Annotated in this window: 16 protein-coding genes; 15 read left to right on the top strand and 1 reads right to left on the bottom strand. The window is 66.6% G+C overall.

Going from position 1 to position 16,273, the window contains the following annotated elements:
* Positions 1 to 1,860: SBBP repeat-containing protein (locus QF777_10610; GenBank protein MDP6911996.1), on the bottom strand; the 1,860-nt coding region annotated here is incomplete at its 3' end.
* Between the two features lie 151 nt (positions 1,861 to 2,011).
* On the opposite strand from QF777_10610, the gene QF777_10615 reads away from it, so the two are divergent.
* The 15 genes from QF777_10615 (at position 2,012) to pyrF (ending at position 16,245) form a co-directional block, all read left to right on the top strand.
* Positions 2,012 to 2,158, top strand: a complete 147-nt coding sequence (locus QF777_10615) for a hypothetical protein (protein MDP6911997.1) — start codon at positions 2,012 to 2,014, stop codon at positions 2,156 to 2,158.
* A 65-nt stretch (positions 2,159 to 2,223) separates the two neighbouring features.
* Positions 2,224 to 2,778: a shikimate kinase gene (locus QF777_10620; protein ID MDP6911998.1), complete on the top strand. Its 555-nt coding sequence runs from the start codon at positions 2,224 to 2,226 to the stop codon at positions 2,776 to 2,778.
* The gene (locus tag QF777_10625; GenBank protein ID MDP6911999.1) at positions 2,775 to 3,779 is read left to right on the top strand and encodes a 3-dehydroquinate synthase family protein; all 1,005 of its coding nucleotides are present in this window, start codon (positions 2,775 to 2,777) and stop codon (positions 3,777 to 3,779) included. The genes QF777_10620 and QF777_10625 overlap by 4 nt, the downstream gene beginning before the upstream one ends.
* A gap of 49 nt (positions 3,780 to 3,828) precedes the next feature.
* A complete protein-coding gene (gene aroQ, locus QF777_10630; protein MDP6912000.1) occupies positions 3,829 to 4,272 on the top strand; it encodes a type II 3-dehydroquinate dehydratase in 444 nt (147 codons plus the stop codon).
* Positions 4,269 to 5,372 carry a Xaa-Pro peptidase family protein gene (locus QF777_10635; GenBank protein MDP6912001.1) on the top strand — a complete coding sequence of 368 codons (1,104 nt, stop codon included), beginning with the start codon at positions 4,269 to 4,271 and terminating at the stop codon, positions 5,370 to 5,372. Before aroQ ends, QF777_10635 begins: the two co-directional genes overlap by 4 nt.
* A 40-nt stretch (positions 5,373 to 5,412) precedes the next feature.
* A complete protein-coding gene (gene efp / locus QF777_10640; GenBank protein MDP6912002.1) occupies positions 5,413 to 5,976 on the top strand; it encodes an elongation factor P in 564 nt (187 codons plus the stop codon).
* A 41-nt stretch (positions 5,977 to 6,017) separates the two neighbouring features.
* Positions 6,018 to 6,473: a transcription antitermination factor NusB gene (gene nusB, locus QF777_10645; GenBank protein ID MDP6912003.1), complete on the top strand. Its 456-nt coding sequence runs from the start codon at positions 6,018 to 6,020 to the stop codon at positions 6,471 to 6,473.
* A 13-nt stretch (positions 6,474 to 6,486) separates the two neighbouring features.
* A complete protein-coding gene (locus QF777_10650; protein ID MDP6912004.1) occupies positions 6,487 to 7,125 on the top strand; it encodes a GNAT family N-acetyltransferase in 639 nt (212 codons plus the stop codon).
* A 145-nt stretch (positions 7,126 to 7,270) separates the two neighbouring features.
* Entirely contained in the window at positions 7,271 to 7,771 is a 501-nt protein-coding gene (pyrR, locus tag QF777_10655) for a bifunctional pyr operon transcriptional regulator/uracil phosphoribosyltransferase PyrR (protein MDP6912005.1), read from the top strand.
* Positions 7,772 to 7,782: 11 nt separating this feature from the next.
* Positions 7,783 to 8,787, top strand: a complete 1,005-nt coding sequence (locus tag QF777_10660) for an aspartate carbamoyltransferase catalytic subunit (protein ID MDP6912006.1) — start codon at positions 7,783 to 7,785, stop codon at positions 8,785 to 8,787.
* On the top strand, positions 8,784 to 10,076 hold the full coding sequence (locus QF777_10665; protein MDP6912007.1) for a dihydroorotase: 1,293 nt from the start codon (positions 8,784 to 8,786) through the stop codon (positions 10,074 to 10,076). The genes QF777_10660 and QF777_10665 overlap by 4 nt, the downstream gene beginning before the upstream one ends.
* Positions 10,073 to 11,233, top strand: coding sequence for a glutamine-hydrolyzing carbamoyl-phosphate synthase small subunit (gene carA / locus QF777_10670; protein ID MDP6912008.1), 1,161 nt, complete (start codon positions 10,073 to 10,075; stop codon positions 11,231 to 11,233). Before QF777_10665 ends, carA begins: the two co-directional genes overlap by 4 nt.
* Positions 11,233 to 14,586 carry a carbamoyl-phosphate synthase large subunit gene (gene carB, locus QF777_10675; GenBank protein ID MDP6912009.1) on the top strand — a complete coding sequence of 1,118 codons (3,354 nt, stop codon included), beginning with the start codon at positions 11,233 to 11,235 and terminating at the stop codon, positions 14,584 to 14,586. Before carA ends, carB begins: the two co-directional genes overlap by 1 nt.
* On the top strand, positions 14,583 to 15,515 hold the full coding sequence (locus tag QF777_10680) for a dihydroorotate dehydrogenase (GenBank protein ID MDP6912010.1): 933 nt from the start codon (positions 14,583 to 14,585) through the stop codon (positions 15,513 to 15,515). Before carB ends, QF777_10680 begins: the two co-directional genes overlap by 4 nt.
* The gene (gene pyrF, locus QF777_10685) at positions 15,508 to 16,245 is read left to right on the top strand and encodes an orotidine-5'-phosphate decarboxylase (protein MDP6912011.1); all 738 of its coding nucleotides are present in this window, start codon (positions 15,508 to 15,510) and stop codon (positions 16,243 to 16,245) included. Before QF777_10680 ends, pyrF begins: the two co-directional genes overlap by 8 nt.
* The last annotated feature ends 28 nt before the right edge of the window (positions 16,246 to 16,273 follow it).

Here is a 16,273-nt window from a genome sequence, read left to right on the forward strand (position 1 = left end):
GGCGTTCCAGTTGCCCGACGTGAACGTCAACTGGGCCGTCGACACCGTCGCCTCACCGGTAACGGCCGAGACGGCCGACAGGGCCACGTCCGTGGACGGTTGGGCGCCCAGCACCACGGTGAACGTCGCCGTGGAACCCGCCTCGGACACCGTCACCGAAGTCCCAGACAGAACGAAAGCGGCCGTGTCGTCATCAGAGGTGGTCACCGACACGGTCGAATCGACCACCGCGTCGTACGCGTCATCCGACGACCCGTCGACGACGGCCACGGTCACCGCCGTCGTCTGGGTCCCGTCGACGGCACTGTCGTCGACACCGGTGACCGTAACGGTCTGCGCGGTGTCCCAGTTCGAGTTGGTGAACGTCAACTGGGTCGGCGACACCGTCGCCTCACCGGTGTCAGCCGAGACGACCGACAGGACCACATCGGAGGACGGCTGGGCGTTCAACGCCACCGTGAACGAATCCGTCGACCCCGCCTCGGACACAGCGGTCGACCCACCTGACAACGCCACCGTCACGCCGGCACCGGTAACGAGGTTGCCCGAAGAATCCAACTTCCACACGAACGCGTCGACCCCGCCGTTCAAGTTTGATTCGGCGGTGCCCGCACCTATTAATTCGAGGGTGCCCGCACCCGGGTCGAAGTCGACCGCACCCTGATATCCGCCCGAGTGGAATGACCCGGCGGTGTACACGTTGCCCGACGAGTCGACCGCCACCGAATGGCCATAATCGCCGGCGGGACCGCCCAAGCTCTTGGCCCACACGTAGTCGCCCGACGAGTCCAACTTCGAAACGAACGCGTCGTGACTGCCGTTCGAGGGGAGGCCGGCGGTGCCCGCACCCGGGTCGAAGTCGACCGTGCCGGAGGAGTAGTAGGTGGCGAAGCGACCGGTGGTGTACACGTTGCCCGACGAGTCGACCGCCACCGATTCGGCCCAATCCGAATTGGGTTCGCCGAAGCTCTTGGCCCACACCAGGTCCCCGGACGAGTCCAACTTCGAAACGAATACGTCGGGGCCCTGGTACACCGTGCCAGCGGACACAATCACCGACGCGGTGAGGTTGGTAGTGCCCGCACCCGGGTCGAAGTCGACCGTGTCTCGGAAGTATCCGGTGGTGTGCACGTTGCCCGACGAGTCGACCGCCACCGATTTGGCCGAATCCGATTCGGATCCGCCGAAGCTCTTGGCCCACACCAGGTCCCCGGACGAGTCCAACTTCGAAACGAACACGTCGGAACTGCCGTTCGAGGTGAGGTTGGTAGTGCCCGCACCCGGGTCGAAGTCGACCGTGTCGTTGAAGTATCCGGCGGTGTACACGTTGCCCGACGAGTCGACCGCCACCGAATAGCCATAATCCGTGCCGGATCCGCCGAAGCTCTTGGCCCACACCAGGTCCCCGGACGAGTCCAACTTCGACACGAACACGTCGCCGTTGCCGTTATGGGTGACGTTGGTAGTGCCCGAACCCGGGTCGAGGTCGACTATGTGGTTTTCGTTGGCGTGCCCTTCGAAGCGACCGGTGATGTACACGTTGCCCGACGAGTCGACCGCCACCGAATAGCCATAGTCTTTGCCGATGCCGCCGAAGCTCTTGGCCCACACGTAGTTACCCGACGAATCCAACTTCGAAACGAACGCGTCAGAATGGCTGATGTTTTTCGCGGTGAGGTTGGCGGTGCCCGGTCCCGGGTCGAAGTCGACCGTGTCGTTGAAGTATCCGGTGGTGTACACGTTGCCCGACGAGTCGACCGCCACCGAATAGACAGCGTCCGCATCGATACCGGGGTAGCTGCTGAACACGGCGACCGCTCCGTTATCTGACGACCACGCACCGGCCGGTGGCCCAGACACCCACACCAGCGTCGAAGTGGCTAGAGCGAGTATCGCGACAAATGGCAGTACACGCCGGGTTGTAAAGGCGAAACGGGCAGGACGAGGCATGGCAGGCTAGAGCCTACGAAAGCCGCCTCATCCGCCCTACCAGTCGCTTGTCTTTGTGCCGATGAACCGGGAACCTGGTGGTGAGTTCTGTGGTACGCCCCCCAGGAAACGCAAGAACTTCTGGAACTCCGAGTACGTGTATCACGAAGCCATCGAGGCGGTCACCGATCATGCGCTTGTTTTGGCAGGGCTGGTGGTCGGCTCGTAGCTCTTATCTGTCACGCCGGCCAGAATCATCCCAGCCGCCGCGACGGCCATCGCTAGCCTGTTGCGATGGACTCTGAGCCCACCGTGACGCCCCCCCGCCACCTGGCACTGGTCGGCCTGATGGGGGTCGGCAAGACGGCTGTCGGAGCCTCGGTGGCCTCTCGTCTGGGTTGCCGCCACGTAGACCTGGACCGAGCGGTAACTCAGTTGGCCGGACGCTCCATCGGTGTGATCTTCCACGAAGGCGGAGAGGAATCCTTCCGCGACCTGGAAGAGCAGGCCCTGGGCCTCCAGATGCAAGCCGTGGACCCCATCGTGTTGTCCACCGGTGGAGGCGTCCTGGGCCGGGAAACCAACCGGGCGGTCCTAGCCCGGGAGGCGACCGTGGTGTGGCTCCGGGCCACACCCGAGACGCTGGCCGCCCGGGTAGGCGACCCATCGAGCCGCCCCCTGCTAGCCGACAGTGACCCGGTCGAAGCACTGCGACGTCTGGCTTCCGAGCGGACCCCGGCCTATGAGACAGCTGCCGACGCGGTGATCGACACCGACGGGTTGGATGTCTCGATGGTCGGCACCCTCGTGGTGGACGCCTTGCCGGCCACCGACGGAGCTGTCCAATGATCCGCCTCGAGGTGACACTGCCCGAAGGCCGGTCCTACCCCGTGCTGGTCGGCCCGCAAGCAGCGGAGGAGCTGGCTTCGGTACTGCCATCCGGGGTCCAAAGGGTGGCCATTGTCACCCAGCCGGACATTCCCGTCGCCGTGGACCCGGGCGTAGACCACCGAATCTTTCCCATCCCGGACGGCGAGACCGCCAAAGCACTGTCCACCATCGAGGAACTCTGCCGGGCCTTCGCAACCTGGGGCCTGACCCGCGGCGACGCCATAGTCGGCGTAGGCGGAGGGGTGGTCACCGACGTGGCCGGCTTCGCCGCCGCCTCCTACCACCGCGGCCTACCCGTGGTTCACGTCGCCACCACGCTGCTAGCCCAGATCGACGCAGCGATCGGCGGCAAGACCGGCGTCAACCTCCCGGAAGGAAAGAACCTGATCGGCGCCTTCTGGCAACCGGCAGCCGTGCTGTGCGACACATCCACCCTGGACACCCTGCCCGCACGCGAGATGCGCTGCGGTCTGGGCGAAATGGCCAAGTACCACTTCCTCGGAGGCGACGACCTAGCCGACCTGGCCTTCGACCAGCGGGTGGCCCGCTGCGTGGAAATCAAAGCCGACATAGTGGTCGCCGACGAGCGAGAAGCCGGACGAAGAGCCGTCTTGAACTACGGCCACACCCTCGCCCACGCCATCGAAACCACCGGCCACTACGACCTCCGCCACGGCGAAGCGGTAGCCATCGGCCTGGTCTATGCCGCCGAACTAAGCCAAGCCCTCGAACGAATCGACAGCGACCGGGTAGCCGAGCACCGAAAGATCGTGGACGGCTACGGCCTTCCCATTTCGCTACCCGAAGGCGCCGAGACCGACGACCTTATGGCCGCCATGGCCCGCGACAAGAAAGCCGTCGACGGCCTGACCTTCGCCCTGGACGGCCCAACAGGCATCGAGGTGGTAGCCAACATCGACCCGGGCCTCGTACGCGACACCCTCGACGCCGTCCGATGAGCAACAACCGGCGACCGGACCAGGCCGCCGTCGTGGGAAGATGTCGACTATGAGCGACCGCATCGTGCTCCTCCTGTCGGGACCCAACCTGAACCTGCTGGGCGAACGGGAGCCGGACATCTACGGATCAGCCACCCTGGACGACCACGTGGCCGACGCCACGGCAGCCGCCACCGCCCACGGACTGGTCCTGGAACACGTCCAGTCCAACCACGAAGGCGAACTGGTGGACGCCATCCACGATGCCCGACGACGCTGTGCCGGCATCGTCGTCAACCCGGGGGCCTTCACCCACTACGCGTGGGCCATACACGACGCCCTGGCGGCCTTCGACGGCCCAATCGTGGAACTCCACCTCTCCAACCCGGCAGCCCGCGAACCATGGCGCCACACGTCGGTGGTAGCCCCGGTGGCCGCCGGAACTATTGCCGGCTTCGGAGCTGTCGGCTACCGGATGGCAGTCGAGGCGGTAGCCGACCTCCTAGACAGGTGACCAACGGAACCGTCGACGGGTTGCCGCCGCTAGCCGTAGCCGATCGACTTGACGCCCTACGCGCCCTGTTCGACGACGCCGGGGTCGACGCCCTGCTGGTCACCGGAACCACCAATGTCCGCTACCTGACCGGCTTCACGGGCTCCGCAGGAAACCTGTGGGTCGACGACCGGCAAGCCGTACTGATCACCGACGGGCGATACAGCCAACAGGCTCCAACCCAGATAGCCGATGCAGGCACGCCAGTCGACGTCGAAGTACCCGCAAGCAGCGACCAGTCACCGGTCACCGCCCTGGCCGCCGGATCAACCCGGATTGGCCTGGAAGCCCGATCGGTCACATGGTCCGAACAACAGCGCCTAGCCAAACTGCTGGACGACGACCCGGTAGCCACCGACGGCCTCGTCGAGGCACTGCGAGAAGTCAAGGACGACGGCGAAGTAGCACGAATCGCCACCGCGGCAGCCATCGCCGACCGGGCATTTGCCGAAGTGCAACCAACCATGGTCGCCGGAACCACAGAGGCCGACCTGGCCCTGGCCCTCGACCACGCCATGCGGACCGGCGGCGCGTCGGACCGAGCGTTCGAGACAATCGTGGCCGCTGGCCCCAACAGCGCCCTGCCCCACGCCCGACCCGGCTTCCGACCATTGGCCGACGGAGACCTGGTGGTATGCGACTTTGGGGCGGTGTACGACGGCTACCGATCCGACATGACCCGCTCCTTCCGGGTTGGAGGGTCGGGCTCCGGCCAGGAAGCCAACCTGCTGTCCGCCGTCCTAGACGCCCAAGAAGCCGGACTGGCCCTGGTGGCCGACGGCGTGCCGCTAGCCGAGATAGATCGGGCGTGTCGTGACATCCTCGTGGAGGCAGGTCTAGGGGAGGCCTTCTCGCACGGAACGGGCCATGGCGTAGGCCTCGACATCCACGAGGGCCCGGCCGTGGCCTCCACAGCCAGCGGTAGCCTCAGGGCCGGACAGGTGGTCACCGTTGAACCCGGGGCCTACGTCGCCGGGATTGGCGGCGTGCGCTGGGAGGACACGGTGCTGGTCACCAGCGACGGCCACCGTCCACTCACCGGTTACCCGAAGATCCTCTGATCCACCGATCGAGTCCGCTGCCCCCGAGTCCGGAGCGACCATGCCCACAATCACCACCAATGACCTGAAAAACGGGATGACCCTCGAGATCGAGGCCGACCTCGTTCAGGTGGTCGAGTTCCAGCACGTGAAACCGGGCAAGGGTCACGCCTTCGTCCGCACGACGTTGCGAAACGTCCGTACCGGGTCGGTGGTGGATCGCACCTTCCGGGCCGGCGAGAAAGTGCAACGGGCCATGATTGACAAGCGGTCGATGCAGTTCCTGTACCGAGACGGCGCCGACTATGTCTTCATGGACGACCAGACCTACGACCAGATGCAGGTCGCACCGTCGACCCTCGGTGACGCGTCGAACTACATCGTGGAGCAGGCCACGGCAATCATCCTGCTGTTCGGCGAGGAGGTCATCGGTGTGGAACTCCCGGCATCGGTCGACCTGGACATCACCGAGACCGAACCTGGCCTTCAGGGCGACCGGGTGTCCGGAGCCCGTAAGCCGGCGACCCTGGAAACCGGGCTGACCGTTCAGGTGCCGTTGTTCATCGAAAACGGTGAGCGCGTCAAAGTCGATACCCGTTCGGGCGAGTACCTCAGCCGGGCCTGAGACTGCTGAACAACGAGTCGAGCAGAGGGAATAGGCGAACAGTGGCAGCGGATCCCGTCGACGCAATCGGATCGCGCCGAGAAGCCCGCGAGACCGCCCTGGGCGTGCTCTACGCCGCTGAGGCGCAGGGCCGCGACCTACTCGAGGTGCTGGCCGACCGGCCGGTGGCCCCGTCGGAGTACGCCGTAGAGATCGTGCAAGGGGTGGCTGCCACACTCGACGAGCTCGATGTGCTAATCGGACGTCACGCGGAAGGCTGGCGGACCGACCGGATGCCGGCCGTGGACCGGGCGCTCCTGCGGATGGCCGTCTACGAGTTGTGCCACCGTGCCGACGTTCCCACGTCAGCCGTGTTGTCCGAAGTGGTGGACCTAGCGGGCGACTACTCGACAGATCGCTCGTCGCGTTTCGTGAACGGTGTCGTCTCGGCGGTAGCTGCCGTGGCCCGTCCCGAAACCCGTTCCAAAGTTGGTTCCGAGTCGGACGACGCGACATGACCGACACTCAGGTGTGACCGGGAGACATCGACTAGCCGTCCCCGATCCACCGCTGGTGGTCGACGGCCTGGAGTTGCGGCGGTGGGCGATTGGTGATCGGGACGACCTAGTTGAGGCCTGGGCAGATCCGGAGGTTCGACGTTGGACCGCCGTTCCCGACGACGTCGATTCGGATGTCGCGGCACGGTGGATAGCCGGCGAGGAACGGCGCCGAGAAGCTGGCCTGGCACTGGACCTGGTCGGTGTGGCGGTCAACGACGGCCGGTTACTCGGAGAGGTGGGACTCTCGGCCTTCGATATGCAGCGCGGCGCGGCCCGAATCGGTTGGTGGGTGGCGGCTTCTGAACGCGGACGGGGAGTGGCCACGTCGATGGTCAGGGTGTTGACCGCCTGGGCCCATGCCGGACCGCTCGCCCTGCGTGCCGTAGTAGCCGAAGTGGACCCGGCGAACCCGGCGTCCGCTGCCGTGGCACGTGCAGCCGGATTCAGGCTTCTCTCATCAAGCCCCGAGGCCCCCATGACCACCGACGCTGCCCCACCACGGTTGGTGTTCGCGTCGGTCAGACCTGACTCCGAACCCGTCACTGGAATAGAGGGCCCTGTGGTCCGAGCCTCTGAAGACCTGACCTCTGAAGATCGGCCGGACGCGTGACATCGACGCGCGTGTAGGATCCCCACTCGACCGTGAAGCGGGTCCCGAGAGGCCCGTACGGATCGAGGAGATGAGGCCGATGGCCGAAAGAGAACGAAGCCAGACGCCCCCGTTCGGGGGCGTTTTTGTGTCCCACGCGCGGATCATGACCGCCGATGACATGGGCAGGGCCATCCGTCGCATGGCCCATGAGGTCATCGAGCGGAACCACGGACTAGACGAGATCGTCGTGGTCGGTCTCCAGACCGGTGGCGTGCCGGTGGCCGAACGCCTCGCCGAGACCCTCGAGGAGATCGAGGGCATCCGACCGCCGGTGGGCACCCTTGACGTGGCGTTACACCGCGACGACATCGGCATCCGTCCGGTGGTCGCTGAGGCCACCACGGACCTCTCGACCGACCTCGATGGTCGGATCGTGATCCTGGTCGACGACGTCCTGTTCACCGGTCGAACTATCCGGGCCGCACTCGATGCGGTCTGTGACTTCGGTCGACCCCGATCCATCCAGCTGGCGGTCATGGTCGACCGCGGCCATCGGGAACTGCCCATCCGGCCGGACTACGTGGGCAAGAACCTTCCGACCCGGCGAGACGAGGTGGTCGACGTACACGAGGTGGGCGTCGACCTCGGAGCGATGGAGAAGTGACAGTCACCACGATGAGCCCGACGGCCGGACACCTGTTGGGAATCGACGGGATGTCCCGGTCCGAACTCGAGGAGTTGCTCGAGTTGACGGACACGTTCGCAGAGGTCGGACGTCGGCCCATCCCGAAGGTGCCTGCCTTACGGGGCCGCACAGTGGCCACCGTCTTCTTCGAGAACTCGACCCGGACCCGCATGTCCTTCGACACCGCGGCCCGTCGTCTGTCCGCCGACACCATCGCCTTCGCCGCCGGCGGTTCGTCCCTCAGCAAAGGTGAGAGCCTGCGGGACACGGTCGAGGTAGTGGCCTCGTACGGTGCCGACGCACTGGTGGTCCGTCATCCGATGGCCGGGACCGCCCACCGGGTGGCCGGATGGACTAATGCCTCCGTGATAAACGCTGGTGACGGCTGCCACGAGCACCCCACTCAGGCCCTCCTCGACTGCTACACCCTCCGGGATCGCCGTGGATCCCTAGATGGCATGCGAATCGCCATCGTGGGCGACGTCCGACACTCCCGGGTGGCCCGCTCCAACGTCCTGGCGTTCACTGCGTTGGGGGCCGAGGTGGTACTCGTGGCCCCGGCCACGCTGCTGCCACCTGCCGTGGATGTCTGGCCGGTCACGGTGAGCCACGAACTGGACCCACTGCTGGCCGGATTGGACGCCATCTACCTCCTACGGATGCAGAGCGAACGCATCACCGAGGGGCTGATTCCGTCAATGCGCGAGTACGCCACGGACTTTGGACTCTCGGTCGAACGAGCGGCCCGCCTACCTGACGATGCCCTGATCCTGCATCCCGGTCCGACCAATCCCGGAGTCGAGATTTCTGCGGCCGCCGCGGCCGACCAACGATCGGTGATCCTCGACCAGGTGGTCCACGGGGTGTCGGTCCGCATGGCGGTCCTGTTCCTGCTCCTGGGCTCGGGCCGAACCCCAGCACCGACCGGTAGTTCAGAGACCGGTATTTCAGCAACTAGCGGTTCAGCATCTGACGACGAAGGGGTTCGACCATGAGCGTCGTGCTGCGAGGCGGCCGCATCATCGACGCCGATGGCGAACGGACCCTCGACGTCGAAATCAGCGAGGACGGAACGATCGCCGCAGTCGGCACCGGGTTGATTGGCGACCTCGACCTCGACGCATCGGGGTGCGTAGTTTCCCCCGGCTTCGTCGACCTCCACGCCCACCTCCGTGAGCCGGGCCAGGAAGAGGCCGAGACCATCGAGACCGGCGCAAGGGGTGGATCGCTCGGTGGCTACACGGCACTGGTGGCCATGCCCAACACCGATCCGACCACCGACTGCGTGGCCGTGGTCGAACAGGTCCGGGCCCTCGGGCGGCGGTCAACGTGCGAGATAGTGCCGTCGGCGGCCATGACGGTGGATCGGGCGGGCACCGACATGGCGCCCATGGGCGAGTTGGTGGACGCCGGGGTTGGGATCTTCACCGACGACGGCACCGGCCTCCAGGACCCCCGCCTCATGCGGCGGGTCATGGAATACAGCACCGGTCTCACTCGCCGCCTGGGTCGACCGGTGATGCTGGCCCAGCACTGCGAGGTATCGGCCCTGTCGGCCGGCGGCTACATGCACGAAGGGGAGTGGTCGTCGCGGCTGGGCATTCCCGGCCAACCGGCGGAGGCCGAAGAACTAATGGTGATGCGAGACATCGCCCTGGTTCGACTCACCGGTGCCCACCTGCACTTCCAACACCTCTCCACGGCCAGTTCGGTGGCCATGGTGCGTGGCGCCAAGGCGGCCGGCCTTCCGGTGACCGCCGAGGCGACCACCCACCACTTCACCCTCACCGATGCGGCGTGCGCCACCTACGACCCGGTGTTCAAGGTTCACCCGCCGCTGCGGACCGATGCCGACGTTGCCGCCATCCGGGCCGGCCTCGCCGACGGGACCATCGATGCGGTGGCCACCGACCACGCACCGCACGCACCGCACGCCAAGGAGCGAACCTTCGACGAGGCCCCCCCAGGAATGCTGGGCCTGGAGACGGCCTTTGCCCTCACCCTGAGCGAGTCAGGACTAGACCTTCCCGAAGTACTAGCTGTTCTCTCATGGAGGCCAGCGGCCATTGCCGGCATCGCGGATCGGCACGGCGTGTCGGTGGTACCCGGTGCCCCGGCGAACCTCTGTGTCGTCGACCCCGATGAGACATGGACGGTGTCCGGAGCGGCGATGGCCAGCCGGAGCAGCAACACCCCCTACGAGGGGGACACCCTGCGGGGGCGGGTACGCCACACCATTCGCGCCGGTGAGCTGGTCGTGGTCGATGGAGAGGCCCAACGTTGAGCGAATCCACCCACGAACCGCATCGGAACCGTCGGCATCGCCCCCCCGAAGCGGCCCTGGTGCTGGCCGACGGTGAGGTCTTCGAGGGTGAGGCAATCGGTGCCGCACCGCCCAACGGCGTGGCCAGCGGTGAGGTCGTGTTCAACACGGTGTTGTCGGGGTACCAGGAGGTCATCACCGACCCGTCCTACGCCGGTCAGATCATCACCTTCACGGCCTCGCATCTAGGGAACTACGGGGTCAGCCCCCACGACAACGAGAACCGGCGACCGTTCTGTCGTGGTGTGGTCGTCCGTGACCTAGCCAGACGTCGCAGCAACTGGCGGGCCGAGGACGACCTCGACGGACTGCTTCGGACCCATGGCGTGGCGGGTATCACCGGAATCGACACCCGGCGCCTCACCCGCCACCTGCGCGACGCGGGCGCCATGCCGGGCGCCTTCGGAACGGCGGACCTGGCCACGCTCACAGCGGCAGCGAACGTCGAACCGGGCACCGACGGCCTCGACCTGGTGTCGACGGTGACCTGCGACGCGCCGACCACCGTGGCGTCGACCGGTGGTGGTCGACGCATTGTCGCCTTCGACTTCGGCATCAAGGCCACCATCATCCGGCATCTGGCAGGGCTAGGAGAGGTCACGATCGTGCCGGCGTCCACGTCGGCGTCCGACGTCCTAGCCATGGAGCCCGACGGCGTGTTCCTCTCCAACGGTCCCGGCGACCCGGGCCCCCTGGCCGACGTCCGCACCCAGATCGGCGTCCTTCTCGGCGAGGTGCCGGTGTTCGGGATCTGCCTCGGACACCAGTTGCTAGCCGGAACCATCGGCGCCGAGACCTACAAACTCCCGTTCGGCCACCACGGAGGCAATCACCCGGTGCGGAACCTGGCCACCGGAGCCGTCGAGATCACCAGTCAGAACCACAACTACTGCGTGGCCGAGGGATCCATCCCCACCGCCGAACTAACGCATGTGAACCTCAACGACCAGACCGTGGAGGGCATCCGCTGCCTGGACGTGCCGGCGTTCAGCGTCCAGTACCACCCCGAAGCCGGCCCAGGCCCGCACGACAGCCGGTATCTCTTCGATGAGTTCGAGGACCTGATGGCACGAGTTCGGGGTACGGCGTCGGTGGCCTCACCGGGAGGGGCAGCCTGATGCCCCGCCGCAATGACATCGAGAGCATCCTGCTGATCGGCTCGGGGCCGATCGTGATTGGTCAGGCGTGCGAGTTCGACTACTCGGGAACCCAGGCCTGTCGCGTTCTTCGCGAGGAGGGCTACCGGGTCATCCTCGCCAACTCGAACCCGGCGACGATCATGACCGACCCGGACTTTGCCGATGCCACCTACGTGGAACCTCTACGACTCGACGTGCTGGAGGCCATCATCGCCAGGGAGCGACCTGATGCTCTCCTACCCACCCTGGGCGGACAGACGGCATTGAACCTCTCTATGGAACTGGTCGAAGCCGGTGTGCTGGACCGCTACGACGTGGAGCTCATCGGCGCCGACGCCGACGCCATCGCCACGGCCGAGGATCGGGAGCGATTCAAGGTGGCCATGCAAGAGATCGGACTCGCCGTGCCGCCCTCCGGCGTGGCCCACGAGATGGACGAGGCCCGAGCCGTAGTTGCCGAGCTCGGACTACCAGTAGTCATCCGGCCCGCCTACATCCTGGGCGGCCGGGGGACGGGCATCGCGTCAACCGCCGAAGAGTTCGAAACGGTGGCGGCCAACGGCATCGCGGCCAGCCCCATCTCCGAGATCCTGATCGAGAAGTCGATCGCCGGCTGGAAGGAATACGAACTCGAGGTGATGCGGGACCGCGCCGACAACTGCGTGGTCATCTGTTCGATCGAGAACGTGGACCCAATGGGGGTACACACCGGTGATTCGATCACCGTGGCGCCCGCCCAGACCCTCAGCGACGTCGAGTACCAGGAGATGCGGGACGCAGCGTTCGCCTGCCTACGTCGGGTCGGTGTCGAGACCGGCGGATCAAACGTGCAGTTCGCCGTTGATCCGGCCACCGGCCAACAGGTCATCATCGAGATGAATCCTCGGGTGAGTCGATCCTCCGCGCTGGCGTCGAAGGCCACCGGTTTCCCGATCGCCAAGATTGCCGCCAAGCTGGCCGTCGGATACACGCTCGACGAGATTCCCAACGACATCACGAAGAAGACGCCGGCCGCCTTCGAGCCGACCATCGACTACGTGGTCACCAAGATTCCCCGGTGGGCCTTCGAGAAGTTTCCCGGAACATCGGGTGTGCTCGGCACTTCGATGCAATCCGTGGGCGAAGTCATGGCCATCGGGCGTACGTTCCCCGAGTCGCTCCAGAAGGCCATGAGGTCACTGGAAAGCGGCCGCTTCGGGCTGAACGGCGACCCGGCGGAAGCGGCGCTTGAAGAACTCGACAACGACGCACTGCTGGCAAACGCGGCGATCGCCACCCCCGCCAGGATCACCCAGTTGGAGGCCGTGCTACGTCGCGGTGTGCCCTTGGAGACGGTGCACGAAGCGACGAAGGTCGATCCGTGGTTCCTGGACCAGATCCTGGCCATCTCCGAGGAGCGGCTGTTTCTCGAGGGATTGGCCCTCGAGGGGGGTGGTGGCTCAACCAGAGGCCTCGTGCCCGACCTGGACCGGCGGGACTGGCGCCGGGCCAAGCAGTTGGGTTTCGCCGACACCCAACTGGCCCACCTCTGGCGGTGCGGGGTCGACGAGGTTCGAGCCGCCCGTGAGGTCGCCGGGGTGTTCCCGACCTACAAGACGGTCGACACCTGTGGGGCCGAGTTCGCGGCGGAGACGCCCTACCACTACTCGGCGTGGGAGGACGAGGACGAAGTCCGACCGTCGGATCGCCCCAAGGTCATGATCCTGGGGTCCGGCCCCAACCGCATCGGCCAGGGCATCGAGTTCGACTACTGCTGCGTGCACGCCAGCTTCGCCCTACGCGAAGCCGGGTTCGAGACGATCATGGTCAACTGCAACCCGGAGACCGTGTCGACCGATTACGACACCAGTGATCGGCTCTACTTCGAGCCGCTGACCGAAGAGGACGTCGCCAACATCGTGGCGGCCGAGCAGCCAGTGGGGATCATCGTGTCCCTCGGCGGCCAGACGCCGTTGAAACTGGCTTCGACCCTGCCGCCCGAGCTAGTGGCCGGAACCAGCCCGACCTCCATCGACCTCGCAGAGGATCGCGAACAGTGGAACGCCCTGTGCGACCGCCTGGACGTACCTCAGCCGCCGGGAGGCACCGCGGTGGACGCCGTTGGTGCCCGCGCCATCGCGGCCGAGGTCGGCTACCCGGTCCTCGTTCGCCCCTCGTACGTTCTTGGCGGTCGGGCAATGGAGATCGTCTACGACGACGACCAGTTGGACCGTGCCATGGCGGCACTAAGCGCCTTCGGAAGCCTGGGCATCGAGGGCGGCCTGTCCGCCGAGCGGCCGGTTCTGGTGGACCGTTTCTTGGAGGATGCCACCGAGGTCGACGTCGACGCGGTGCGTGACCACACCGGCGAGGTGGTGATCGGCGCGGTGATGGAACACGTCGAGGAGGCAGGCGTCCATAGCGGTGACAGCGCGTGTGTGATTCCGCCGCCGCACCTTTCCCCCCAGGTGGTGGCCCGGATCGAGGGGCACACACGCGACATCGCCGAGGCTCTGGACGTCCGGGGTTTGCTCAACGTGCAGTTTGCGGTCAAGGAGGGCCCAGACGGGGCGGACGTCTACGTCATCGAGGCCAATCCACGGGCCTCGCGAACGGTGCCGTTCGTGGCCAAAGCCACCGGCGTGCCACTAGCCAAGGTGGCCAGCCGGGTGATGCTGGGAGCCACGCTGACCGAACTACGAGAAGAGGGCTTGCTGTGCGAGCGGGTGGTCGGTAACCACGTGGCCGTCAAGGAAGCAGTCCTGCCGTTCAACCGATTCCCGGAGGCCGACCCGGTCCTGGGCCCGGAGATGCGCTCCACCGGTGAGGTAATGGGCATTGACCTGACCGCCGGGCTGGCCTTCACCAAGTCCCAGATCGCCGCCGGAGGAGCACTTCCCGACGGAGGCACGGTGTTCCTCTCGCTGGCCGACCGGGACAAAGTGGTGGGCTTGGAGGCAGCGCGCGGGTTTGTCGAGCTGGGTCTCGACCTGGCTGCCACCAGTGGAACCGCCGCCCACCTACGGGCCAACGGCGTGCCGGTTTCGACGGTGGTGGCCAAGCTGGGCGAGGAGGGCACCGATGCCGTCGAACTGGTGCGATCCGGCGCCGTTCAACTGGTGGTCAACAGCCCCCGTGGGCGAGGCCCGCGCTCCGATGGCGAACACATCCGTGCCGCGGCGGGGGCTCAGGACATTCCGCTTCTGACCACCGGAAACGCTGCGCTGGCCGCGGCCCGTGGACTGGCCGACTGGAGGACCTACCCGCTGGCTGTTCGCACCCTCCAGGAGTACCACCGCGGCATCACCCTGCGTCCCGAGGTGGACGGCTCCAAGGAAGCCAACCGGTCGTGAGTCGCCGGACCGCTACCGTCGACCTGACGACGCGCATCGGTTCGGTCGTGCTTCCCAATCCGGTGCTCACAGCATCGGGAACCGCCGGCCATGGCCACGAACTGGCCGACCATCTGGACCCGGCCGCGTTGGGTGCCGTGGTAGTGAAGTCGCTGCACGCCGAGCCATGGGCCGGCAATCCACCGCCCCGGGTGCACGCCACCCCATCAGGCATGGTCAACAGCGTGGGTCTGCAGGGGCCAGGTGTCGAGTCCTGGCTGGAAAACGACCTCCCTGGCCTGGCCGCCACCGGTGCCCGAGTCGTGGCCAGCATCTGGGGGCGGACCGTCGAGGAGTTCGCCCGTGCCGCCGAACTTCTGGCCGACGCTCCAGACGTGGTGGTGGCCGTGGAGGTCAACGCCTCGTGTCCCAACCTCGAGGATCGGCGTGCCCTCTTCGCCCACTCGAGGTCGGCTACCACCGAGGTTGTCGATGCGGCCGGCGCGGCCGGTCGACCCCGATGGGCGAAGTTGAGCCCCAACACCCCCGAACTTCCTGACGTGGCCGCCGCGGCGATGGCCGCGGGTGCCGAGGCGGTGACGGTGGCCAACACGGTGCTGGGCATGGTGATCGACACCGAGACCCGGCGCCCGCTCCTCGGTGCCGGACGGGGGGGACTGTCGGGGCCGGCTATCCGACCGGTGGCCGTGCGTGCGGTGTTCGACACCAGAGAGGCGTTGGGTAATGCCCCGATCATCGGTGTAGGTGGGGTGGCGTCGGCTGACGACGCCGTCCAGTTCCTGCTGGCCGGCGCCTCGGCGGTCCAGGTAGGGACAGCGACCTTCGCTGACCCACGGGCCCCAGCCCGGATTCTGCGTGACCTCGGTCGATGGTGCGACCGCCAAGGGGTGGCTCGTCTCGATGAACTGATCGGAGCAGCCCATGGCTGATGTGGAATCGACGACGAACCGTTTCAGGGATTCGGCTCCGCCGTACATCCGTGAGTCGCTCTGCCTGGTGCTCGACGTCGACGACCTAGTGGCCGCTCGTCGGACCGCAGCGGCACTGGTTCCGTGGTTCGGCACCGTCAAGGTGGGCCTCGAACTCTTCTCGGCCGCCGGGCCGGATGCCGTGGCGAGCTTTGTGGAGGACGGATTTCAGGTTTTCTGCGACCTGAAGCTCCACGACATTCCCAACACGGTGGGCAGCGCAGCCCGGGTGCTGGGTTCGTCGGGGGCCCGCTGGGTCACCGTGCACACCGCTGGCGGCGAGGCGATGCTGCGGTCGGCCGTGGAATCCATGGCCGACGGCGCGTCCCGGGTCGGAGCTGAGACCCCAGGCGTGTTGGGTGTAACCGTGTTGACCAGCGATCAGACGGCCGGTCGAGAGGTACTCGAGCAGCGTTGCGATCTAGCGGCGTCGACCGGTTGCGCGGGCATCGTCTGCGCTGCTCCCGATCTGCCGGTCACCGATCCGTGGGCTGATCAGCTGGTTCGGGTCGTGCCCGGTATTCGGATGCCCGGCGGCGATGTCCACGACCAGGCCCGGGTGGCGACGCCCCGAGACGCCATGGCCGCCGGGGCCGACCTCCTAGTAGTCGGCCGAGCGGTAACCGCTGCACCTGACCCTGTGGCGGCCGCGGTCGAACTGGTAACCCACCTGGCTGGTCGCGGGACCTGAGACGGCGAACCTGGGCGTCTGGCCATCG

Source organism: Acidimicrobiales bacterium (assembly GCA_030747595.1).
GTDB lineage: Bacteria > Actinomycetota > Acidimicrobiia > Acidimicrobiales > MedAcidi-G1 > UBA9410.

What these genes read in the sequence shown, in the direction of transcription:
- QF777_10615 (MDP6911997.1), top strand. Translation starts at nt 2,012, where the DNA reads ATGAACCGGGAACCTGGTGGTGAGTTCTGTGGTACGCCCCCCAGGAAA.
- QF777_10620 (MDP6911998.1), top strand. Translation starts at nt 2,224, where the DNA reads ATGGACTCTGAGCCCACCGTGACGCCCCCCCGCCACCTGGCACTGGTC.
- QF777_10625 (MDP6911999.1), top strand. Translation starts at nt 2,775, where the DNA reads ATGATCCGCCTCGAGGTGACACTGCCCGAAGGCCGGTCCTACCCCGTG.
- aroQ (MDP6912000.1), top strand. Translation starts at nt 3,829, where the DNA reads ATGAGCGACCGCATCGTGCTCCTCCTGTCGGGACCCAACCTGAACCTG.
- efp (MDP6912002.1), top strand. Translation starts at nt 5,413, where the DNA reads ATGCCCACAATCACCACCAATGACCTGAAAAACGGGATGACCCTCGAG.
- pyrR (MDP6912005.1), top strand. Translation starts at nt 7,271, where the DNA reads ATGACCGCCGATGACATGGGCAGGGCCATCCGTCGCATGGCCCATGAG.
- QF777_10660 (MDP6912006.1), top strand. Translation starts at nt 7,783, where the DNA reads ATGAGCCCGACGGCCGGACACCTGTTGGGAATCGACGGGATGTCCCGG.
- QF777_10665 (MDP6912007.1), top strand. Translation starts at nt 8,784, where the DNA reads ATGAGCGTCGTGCTGCGAGGCGGCCGCATCATCGACGCCGATGGCGAA.
- carB (MDP6912009.1), top strand. Translation starts at nt 11,233, where the DNA reads ATGCCCCGCCGCAATGACATCGAGAGCATCCTGCTGATCGGCTCGGGG.
- pyrF (MDP6912011.1), top strand. Translation starts at nt 15,508, where the DNA reads ATGGCTGATGTGGAATCGACGACGAACCGTTTCAGGGATTCGGCTCCG.